Source organism: Prevotella pallens, from assembly GCF_900454935.1.
Lineage (GTDB): Bacteria > Bacteroidota > Bacteroidia > Bacteroidales > Bacteroidaceae > Prevotella > Prevotella pallens.
In genome coordinates, this window is record NZ_UGTP01000004.1 from 149,160 (window position 1) to 159,300 (window position 10,141).

Sequence of the window (10,141 nt, forward strand, 5' to 3'; positions counted from 1 at the left end):
TTATTATTGAATATAAAAATATACGATATGTTGTGGATAGCTCAATAGATTCTATCCCTATGAAGAATATAAATTACTTTATAGAAAATACGTCCCACTATGTATTAGGTGATAACATATACTACGATTTGCAATTTTCTTTACATAAAAGAATACCAAATTGTTATATAGGAGGATTTTGCAATTATATATTGGAGAAAGAACGAAAACACTATGATATTTACTCTTTTAGAGAAAAACCCATATTTTTTGTTTTGGTAGCATTGAATGTGTCTGTTTTTAATAAGAAACATACATCAATTGATGCTCCTCAATATATCAGAAGATATTCACCAATAAATACATATGTTTTATTTGTATATCCAGAATGTAAAGTTGAATAGTTGGTTGATAAATAGGATATAATACTGTTAAATGACTGATAATAATAAAGATAAAGAATTATCCTACTATGGGCTACCTTAATGGATTAAATTTAAAAGTTTCGGAAGGTAAATATGCTGGCTATTCTATAAAATTTGATTTAGAATTTAGAAGGGGAGGAACTATAGAAGAAAGCGAGCAAAAGGCACAGAAAGAAAAAATTGGTGGCTATTCTGTTGGAAATCGTTTTTCCAAAGGAAACAGTAATATATATTCACAATTTGCTACTAAAGAAATTGATAATGGGGATGGAACTACGACCACGTCAACTGTTGGTGGTATCACAGTAGGTAACAATGATATAATGATGAATACAACTCAGGATACTAAGATGAATAGAGTACATGAGATTTTCCATACTTTTGGATTTACCCATCCAAAAGGTATTGGAGGAAAAGAGGGTATTATGCAATATCCACCTCAGAAGCCAAATCAAAATGATGCAGATCAGTTGATAAACAATGACTTCCGCATAAAAGTAATAGGAGCGAATGTAATCGGCTGATTACAAAAGGAAAACATAATATAGAATAATAAAAGGTGAACGATTTGGAAACGAGCGTGTTTCTTTTCCTCTCTTTATTCTGCAATGCCTCAAAGACCACTTACCTAACATTGCAAAGGTAGTCTTTATTTTCGATGAAAACAAGAGAAAGCCACACTTTTTTATCAGTCCGTTTCATTTTTCCGCACTTGAATTGCCGTTTTATGCCCAAAGCCCATCTCATCGTGAATTTGCTGTCTAATACTTCCTTTTTATTGTCTTCATTATCCTTTTGTGTGTTTAAAATAAAATTTTTCTGTGCAATTCCTTGCAAATTAAAGAAGAATAACCTATATTTGCGCTTAGGAAAAACAACTTAAACGTTCATGCTTATGAAGACAACGTTGATTTTACCAATTTCAGCCCCCTTGACATAACGAACGCCACTTTCGGCAGTCAAGGGAGATATGCAGGACTCTACGAAAAGGCTTTGCATTAATCAATTTTCGCACACACGATACAATCCATCCCACTTTTATTTTACGGATTTTCTCTCTTTACCGTTTTTATTGCGGATATCTTATCAGACTGAAAAGAACATAGACAGTATTAACTTATGGGACGACATTTACACGAAACAGCATTTCTAATAGTTACAGCCTTATTCATTCCCGTGCAATCCCGCGCGCAGTCACCCGGTCAGGTCAGCGGTGCCGAGGCATGGTTGAAGACCGTCCCCCTGACGACGGACCTGCAGGGGTACTATCATTGGTGCGACTTTTCGGGCGACTCCGTTAGAACCAACCTCTACGATGCCAAGGGCGCAGCCTACGGTGGTGAGTTCACGCAGCGGCACACATGGATACGGACTTTCAACTTCAACCCCGCCCTGAACTTCTCCGAGGGGAATCAGCCGAAGGAGAGTCTGCTGAAATACTCCAACCTCGCGCAGATGACCGTCATCGGGGTGTTTGCCCCGACGACTACCGCCTATAACAAGGACGAGGTGCTATATGCCGTCAGCGGACGCAAGGGTGCGGGAAGCCTCGTGAGCAGGGACAAGGCGGTCGGGCAGCAGGGCATAGAACCGCTCGACTACGGAAGCACGGCCGGCGAGGACCTTCTTTATTCGGGGAGCGAGAGGCAGATCGCAGAGGAATTCAAGTCCACGAGTCCCCGCATCGTCTCATACATCAGGGCATACGCCCCCGTGCATTCCGTGTGGGGAGAAGGCAGACGTGCGACCATCACCACGGGAACATACAGGGACGGAGACGTCAATTTCACGACAGCCTTTGACAAGTCCCTGTTCGGGGGCGGTGCGCTCAATGGCTACACGCCCGAGCTCATCGCATACGGCAGGACGCTCACGCCGCTGGAGCGCAGGCAGGTGGAGACCTATCTCGCCATCAGATACGGCATCACGCTCAACGGCTCATACTATACGGGGACTGGCAACCTTTCATGGGACAGGGACGAAAGTGCTGCCTACCATCACAGGGTGACGGGCATCGGGCGCGACGATGCGGGCGACCTCTTCCAGCCTCTCTCCACGACGAGCTACGAGGAAGCACCAAGATACTCTACTGAAAAGACATACGACAGCTTCAGAGACGCAGACCCATACGGCCTGCCGACGAGCCAACGCCTTCTCGTCATGGGGCGTGAGGACAGCTCGCCCATACCCGACGGTGGCTATATGCTATGGGGCGATGACAACGGCTCCACGACTACCGAAGAGACAGAAGGCAAGACGCCGTGGCACGTCATGAGTCGCAGGTGGCTCGTCAGGACGAACATCGACTCCACCGAATATAGGAGGGACGTCTGGACACGGAACGGCATCACCGTCACCTCCGACGGTTTTATGGATGCAGTGTCGCAGAATGAGCCCAAGGAGGGCGCATACATCGTCAGCTCCCCGCTCGACACGGGAAACGGCACGATGGAATACACCAACCCGAGGCTCCATCCCGCCTACAACGTGGGCTTCACCGAGGCATCGGGTACGAAGTGCGCATACGGCTTCAACGTCAGCGCACGGGGTGAGATCCGAATCGTAGAGGACGGAACAATACGGAATCGTGTCTTAACAGGCAATACGGGCGGAAAGAGTTTCATCGTACGCAGGAAAGGAAACAGCGTAACCTTACTCATCGACGGCAGGGGCAGCAAGGACCTGCAGATAACCATACCCGTTGAAAGCACGGCAAAGGCAGCCTGCATGATTTTCGAGATCGCAAGCGGCGAGACAGCATTAAATATTCCCAAGCTGCGCAGAAACGGCTTTGGAGACAGCGGCAACATGGTTGAGCTCGGATACGGAGTCCTCGCCAAAGGCAACAAGTTCGCAGGTGCGGACTACCGCAACGTCTTCATGCTCATAGACAGAAACGCAGGCGACAAGACCGATATACAGGAAAACACCATCATCAGATGCTCGCGCAAGGACGCGAGCCGTGAAAAACTCATCTTCGACAACATCTTCATGGACACCGATGGCAGCGGATTCGACACGTTCACCTTCGCCAGCTTCGACGGCATACTGGCACGGCTGACACCGCACGATGCGAGCTGCACGGGCGGAAAGCCGCGAAAGGACGGCAGCCTTGACATCAGCATGGTGGTCGGCCTGCCGAGTTTTTCATACAACTTGCTGGCGGACTCCGTGGAGAATATGGAGAAAGGTGCCGTAGCTTCACGGGGAAACTTCACCACGAAGACATACACGGTGAAGAACCTGCTCCCGGGAAACTACAGTCTGCTCATTAAGCAGAACGCGGGCATCGACATCACGGCGGAGAGCACGGGAGGCGTCGAGTATGCCCATGCGGTCGGTCGCCGAAAGCAGGGAGAGGTCACATGGACTATTCCCTCGCTCACTTCCGACTACAGGGCGGGACTCTGCACCACGCTCGGACTGGGAAAGAACATCCTCCACGGCTTCGACGTGAAGAATGCCACGGCACAAGTCGTGGTCGAGGGTAAGCCCATGGGTGCTGCCGTCACCCTGAATGGAGGTGACGCACTCGGCATCATCTTCACCCCCGACACGGTAAGCTATACGGTAAACGGCATCGTTGTCCACCGTGCGGCCAAGAAAGCTGGTCTCGGCTGGCTCTTCGGCATGGGCTTCAACAAGGGACTCTCGACCATCGACGGGCTGAGCATCGATGGTGGAGACTTCGCCCTGACGAGCGTTTCGAGGGGCGTGGCCTACGAGACGAAGAAGGCGGTCGAGGACAGCATGGCGGTAATGATCGGCAGCGAGTGCAGCTCGAGCGTGCCCAAGGCACAGACAAGGTCGGCAGAAAACACCTCCTTCATCGAGAGGCAAGCCCATTCTGCCCTCACTGTGACAAGGAAGGACGGGACCGGTATGGCGTTCAGTGCCGAGCTGAAACTCGCCAAGGAGACCGATGCCGAACTGCTCGTCTATGACACATCAGGAAGGCTGCTGAGCCGGACGGACATGGCGGGAGGCACCATCAAGCGTGCCGACTTCACCGTACCGCAGACGGGCATGTACGTCGTCAAAGCACTCACCTTAGAAGAGGAATTTACAAGGAAGATAATGGCAAACTACTAAACCCCAACGGCTATGAAGACAAAGCATTACCTCATATCGGCGGCATTACTGACAGCCATCACCGCAGCCATCGCTGCGACGCATATATACAAGGGACAGGACAGTGCACGTGAAAACAACGGCACGAGTATATCACAGGAGACAGCACAGACCGAGACGTCCACGAAGAACGTCCATAATGCAGAAAAAGCTACGCAGGGAATATCACGGATGGCAAGGAAGGAGGATAAGTCAAAGACGACAGCAGCAGCAACTTCTTCCGTTATGGAGACCACCTACACGGCAGACCATGCCTCGGGCATCATAGGACAGTCCGACGGACGGGTTTCGGACAACCCCGAGGACAACATCTTCGAGATAACAGTCGAGAAAGTCTCTCCAAATATGCGCGCATGGTTGGTCTATGACCTCAAGGGCGTAAGCTCTGGTCAGGGCATCAGCAGGAGCATCAACGACCGCATGGCTGTCGGCGGCTACCTTACGATTCTCTCCAAGGACTGGAAGACCGTCAGGGAGGAAATAAGTCCAGAGTGGCTGAAGGACGGCAGGAACACCGTCCTCTTCACCATTCCGACGGATGCTTCCTACGCCTATTCGGTCAGGAACGTACATATCGAGACCGTAGCGGATGCTAAGACAAAGACTAATACCAATAAGCAGGAAGAAATAATCCTTTCCTCCGCCCCCATAGCCTATGACGGTCAGACCTACCTCCACGGCTTCGTGCGAGGGAAGGCAAGCCGTGTCTCAGTGAACGGCACAATCCTCACCGTCCATGACGGAGAATTCGAGGGCATCGTGCCATCGACGGGCAGACACCTCACGCTCACGGCAACCATTGCGGGCAGGAACATCAACAGGACAATAACATCCATACAGGAAAGCAGGGCGGACTATGCCCGTGCCTTCGTGTCCGTCGGTGGAAAGGCAGAGAAGCGGTTCCTTGCGCACAGGGCAGACAGCATCGCCATCGGCGGCAACGTCCTTTCCGTGAAGGCTGCGGACATCGCAAGGAACGGCAGATACTCCGTCACGGCACTCCGTGAGACGGACATCCCAGCTTTGGACTATGGCATGACCAACGTCACCGCCAAGGGAGACGGCTACCGCTTTCTGCCCCACGGCAACCACTTCGAGGGCAAGGGTGCGACGGTGAAGATAAAATACGACCGCACGCGAATCCCGAGCGGTTTTACAGAAGACGATATCAATACCTATTACTTCGACAAGAATACCAAGCACTGGGTGGCACTGGAAAGAGTCAGGGTGGATAAGAAGGAGACCTGCGTCGTGTCACGCACCACGCACTTCACCGATATGATCAACGGTGTCATCAAGGCACCGGAGTCACCCCAGACCGACGGATTTACCCCGACGATGATGAACGACATCAAAGCGGCAGACCCGACGGCGAATATCAACCTCATCACCCCTCCGACGGCGAACAACCGAGGTTCTGCCAGCTTGCAGTATGGCTTCGAGATGCCACCTGCCCGCAATGGTATGGCTCCATCTTTGGGCATACAGTACAGTAGTGAGGGTGGCAGCGGATGGCTTGGAGAGGGTTGGAATCTCTCTGTTCCTTCTATTACGTTGGATACTCGCTGGGGTGTTCCAAGATACGATACAAGTAAAGAAACCGAAACTTATTTGATGTCGGGTTCTATGCTTTCCACGATGGGTGACGACGGCAAGATGGGTGTGGCTCACCGTGGTGAGAAGATGAACCGAAAAGCGGACAGACAGTTCTACACTCGGCAGGGAGGAGACTTCAGCCGTATTATCCGAAAGGGTAATTCTCCTGCCGACTATACTTGGGAAGTAACTGACAAACAAGGAATCAAATATATTTATGGTGGAGAAGGTGCCATTCTCAAAGGTACCATCACCGATGCAAGTGGTCAAAGCCGTGAGGTGATTACCGAATGGAAGCTCAAACGTGTGGAAGAAACACACGGTGATTATATCGAATACGTCTATGAGACAGCCGACGAACCTGTTCGTGGTGGACTTGTGGCAAAAGCCATTTATCTTAAGGAAGTACGTGCTGGTAATAGCGGACAATCACCCCACACAGTGGTTGTCTTAGAAGGCAGTAAACAGAAACGACTCAAAAACAACAATGCAAGATATGGCTTCCTAACCTCATCGAATCGTTTGTTAGAGAAGCTAACGGTGCACTTCCAAGGAAGTACGCTCCGCAGTTATGCCTTTACCTATAGCGAGGGTGCGTTCAACAAAGATGTGCTTACGGGTGTAAAGCAACTCGACGACAAAGGTGCAGAAGTGTCTTATCAGAATTTTGACTATTACGATGATGTGCAGGCTGCTAAGGGGTATGTGCCTTTTAAGGAAAAACAGGAAATATGGAATACGCACGATGACGGCCTTGACGCAGGATTTATAAGTCCTCTCAAAGAAGTTGGTGGCATATTCAGCGACAAACCTACTGCCTTAGGAGGAACAACAAGCCTTTCTTATGGTGGCTCTTTCTATGCTGGAGCAGGAGTTGATGATCAAAGTTCTTCAACAAGTGGCACTATTGGTGGTTCTTTTAATTACTCTCATGATAATTCTAAGGGATTATTGACTTTTGCAGACCTTAACGGAGATGGATTACCCGACAAGATATATCAGGATGGAGGTTCTGTGTACTATCGTCCGCAAATATGCACAGACGAAAAGAAAATAACCTATGGAGAACCTATCAAAGTTATTGGTATCTCTAAATTTTCTGCTTCATCCAGTAATACTTTCTCTGGAGGACCTGCCATCAAGGCTGGGTGGCAGTATATTATGGCTACTGTTGCTACAAGTACCTCCCGCACAACTACTAAAACCTCTGTATATTTCAGCGATGTTAATGGTGATGGGCTTGTAGATATAGTTTCTAGTGGTAAGGTTTATTTTAATCATATAGAATTTGATGCGCAAGGTCATGCCATTCCTCATTTTACGCTTAGCAGCGCCGATACACCAAGCCCTATCATCTATGATGCCAAGAAAATAGATAAAACTATTGGGGAGATTGATCCTGCCGAGCAAGCAGAACTGATTAAATCCTCTCCGATGGAAGATATGGTACGTGTATGGCAGGCACCTAAAGATGGAATCATCAGCATCTCGGGTACAGTTAGTTTGATTACTCCAACAGGCGAATACGATACCGATGAGTATGCTCATGCTGACGGTGTGCGCGTAGCCATTCAGAAAGGCAGTACAGAACTCTGGAGTAAGAAAATTGCCAAGGGAGATGCAACGGCTTATAATGCTACGGCACAGAATATCACTGTCAAGAAAGGCGACCGCATTTATTTCCGTGTCCAGTCTGGTACGGAGGAAACAAGCAACGGTGCCTTTGACAACGTGAAATGGGCGCCTGTCATTACCTATACAGGTGCGGCAGAAACACTCCCCGGCGGATTATCTACCACTGTTTATCAACCTCAGGAGGGTGCCGTTTATGATGCCAATACACTGACCAATGTGGCAGAGAGCGCTTCTTTGAACCTGTCAGGCAAGTTCGCCAAACCCGTCACAACAGATGACGTTACGCTCAGAATTGTCGCATCTAATGAGTTAAAAGACAGCTTGGGTAATAATAATCCGAATTATAAAAAAAGAGAAATCTATACCCGTACCTTAGCATGGAATGAAGCGTTTGACGGAGAAATTAAACAGACGATTCCTAATCCGGATGGCTTGACAAATCTAAACTTTGAAATCAGTTCTTCTTCTAATGTGGATTGGTCGAAAATAAAGTGGACCCCACAAATAGAGACCATAGGCAAGGATGGTAGCAGGCAGCGTACGGCAGGGGCAACCCATTATGTTCTCTTTGCTGACATGGTTAGTGAAGGTAAGCCTGTAGTACTTGCTTCCAATGTTTCAACCCTGACAGTTACTCCGAGTATCACGATGCTACCACCAACGGTAAACGGAATGGTGACGATGACAGTCAAGACTGTAGACAAACTGCTGGGTAAAAAGACTTACACTTTCAGTGGTGGCAGTCTTTTAGGGGATCCTCTGATAATCACCGGTATCAGTGCAGGCAAGATATGGATAGATTACTTCTATTCAGGTAACATCTCAGGTCAGATAGTAACTTCTGCAGCTACTGTCAGTGGCATAGGAACAGCACAGGCAGGCTTCTATGCCCAGACAGAGAACAAAGGCTTCGGCACAATGTATCGTGGTTGGGGTGGTTTTGTTTATAATGCTTCCGAAGGTAGGTATAGCAAACCTATTGATGAATCACTGCTGAAGCTCCCCGATAGCAAGGATGCCAAGATGGATCCTTTGACAATGGCATTTGTACCAATAGGAACAGACCAAAGTTCATTTGATAGATGGATAGGACAACGAGCAGAATTGTACCTTACAGCTGAAGAAGCTGGGGCTTCAAGACTAACTGAACAAAATGTATATTAACTAACCCATTCGAACATATTGATGATATAACAGGAGTTTCCGGTACGTGTCTACAAGGAACCGGTGCTGTAGCTATAACACAGGAAATGGTTGCAACAAGTGATGTCAATCAGGCAGGCATTGCTTTTACATACAATGATGCAAGTGGTAAGAGTGTAACTCGCTCCACTATGATGGATTTCAATGGGGATGGTTTCCCGGATATTTTTCAAAAAGGAATCATACAATATACAATTCGCAAGGAGGTATCAGTGGCGAAAAGTATAGTGGATCGGAACCATTGGCCAGTGAAAATAATCTGAAGGATGGGCATTGGGAAGTGACCCTATTATTTCGATAAGTTCTACGATTGCTCCATATTGCAAAGGAAAGGATCATTCCAGCAACCAAGGCTCCAGCAACAAGGCAAAAGCTCGTATGTCTGGATCTGTCAGTATTCCTCCCTCTAACAAGGATTGGAGCACAGAAACATTCATGGATGTGAATGGAGACGGTCTACCTGATAAAATTATTAAGGGAAATAAAGTTCGACTTAATTTAGGGTACAACTTCACAGAACCAATTGATTGGGGGAATTGATCGAATACAAGGAGGTAAGGGAATTACTTATAACGCCAATATAGGTGGTAGCTTCAATAGGGGTCATCAAGCTTGCCCGGGGATACAATGTTGTAACCTCTAAGAATGGAGAAGAGTATAATCTCTCTGATGTAAATTCTGACGGATTACCAGATAAGGTATGGCGCAAATGGCAAGACTATTATGGTGGCGCTTAATATCGGTAATGGCTTTATGGATGCCATTCAGTGGAAAGGGCTTTCTTCTCTTAGCGAATCTGCCTCAACCTCAGAGGGTGCTGAGGTTGCATTTACTGTCAATTTTACTCCAAAGTTAATCCCTGTCAAAATTTCCATAAATCCAGTTGTTTCTGTCAGTCACAGTATAAATCGTAACAACTATGCTTTGCAAGATGTAGACGGCGACGGCTACCTCGACATCGTAGAATCCGATAAGGAAGTGAACCTGAAAGTAACCCGCTCCGCCATCGGCAGAACGAACATGCTCAAGAGCGTGACCAACTCCTTGGCGGAACCTTTACACTGGACTACGAACACCAGCATGCCTACTTACGGTTCCCGGTGGTAAATGGGTAATGTCGTCCGTAACCATTGACGATGGTATCCGTGATGATGGACCGATGATGAAGACGA

5 protein-coding genes are annotated in these 10,141 nt (G+C 48.0%); all 5 read left to right on the plus strand.

Features of this window, described 5'->3' with window-relative positions; translation table 11 throughout:
• Positions 1–451 precede the first annotated feature (451 nt).
• The 5 genes from DX009_RS12065 to DX009_RS13640 all read left to right on the plus strand — a co-directional run bounded on the left by DX009_RS12065 (position 452) and on the right by DX009_RS13640 (position 9,706).
• Positions 452–928: a hypothetical protein gene (locus DX009_RS12065; RefSeq protein WP_115084260.1), complete on the plus strand. Its 477-nt coding sequence runs from the start codon at positions 452–454 to the stop codon at positions 926–928.
• 595 nt (positions 929–1,523) lie between these two features.
• On the plus strand, positions 1,524–4,496 hold the full coding sequence (locus DX009_RS12075; RefSeq protein ID WP_115084262.1) for a hypothetical protein: 2,973 nt from the start codon (positions 1,524–1,526) through the stop codon (positions 4,494–4,496).
• A gap of 1,074 nt (positions 4,497–5,570) precedes the next feature.
• Positions 5,571–8,930 carry a SpvB/TcaC N-terminal domain-containing protein gene (locus tag DX009_RS13630; RefSeq protein WP_245944654.1) on the plus strand — a complete coding sequence of 1,120 codons (3,360 nt, stop codon included), beginning with the start codon at positions 5,571–5,573 and terminating at the stop codon, positions 8,928–8,930.
• Positions 8,931–9,242: 312 nt separating this feature from the next.
• Complete coding sequence (locus DX009_RS13635; protein WP_245944655.1) at positions 9,243–9,509, plus strand: hypothetical protein; 267 nt, start codon at positions 9,243–9,245, stop codon at positions 9,507–9,509.
• A gap of 44 nt (positions 9,510–9,553) precedes the next feature.
• Positions 9,554–9,706 carry a hypothetical protein gene (locus tag DX009_RS13640; protein ID WP_245944656.1) on the plus strand — a complete coding sequence of 51 codons (153 nt, stop codon included), beginning with the start codon at positions 9,554–9,556 and terminating at the stop codon, positions 9,704–9,706.
• Positions 9,707–10,141 lie beyond the last annotated feature (435 nt).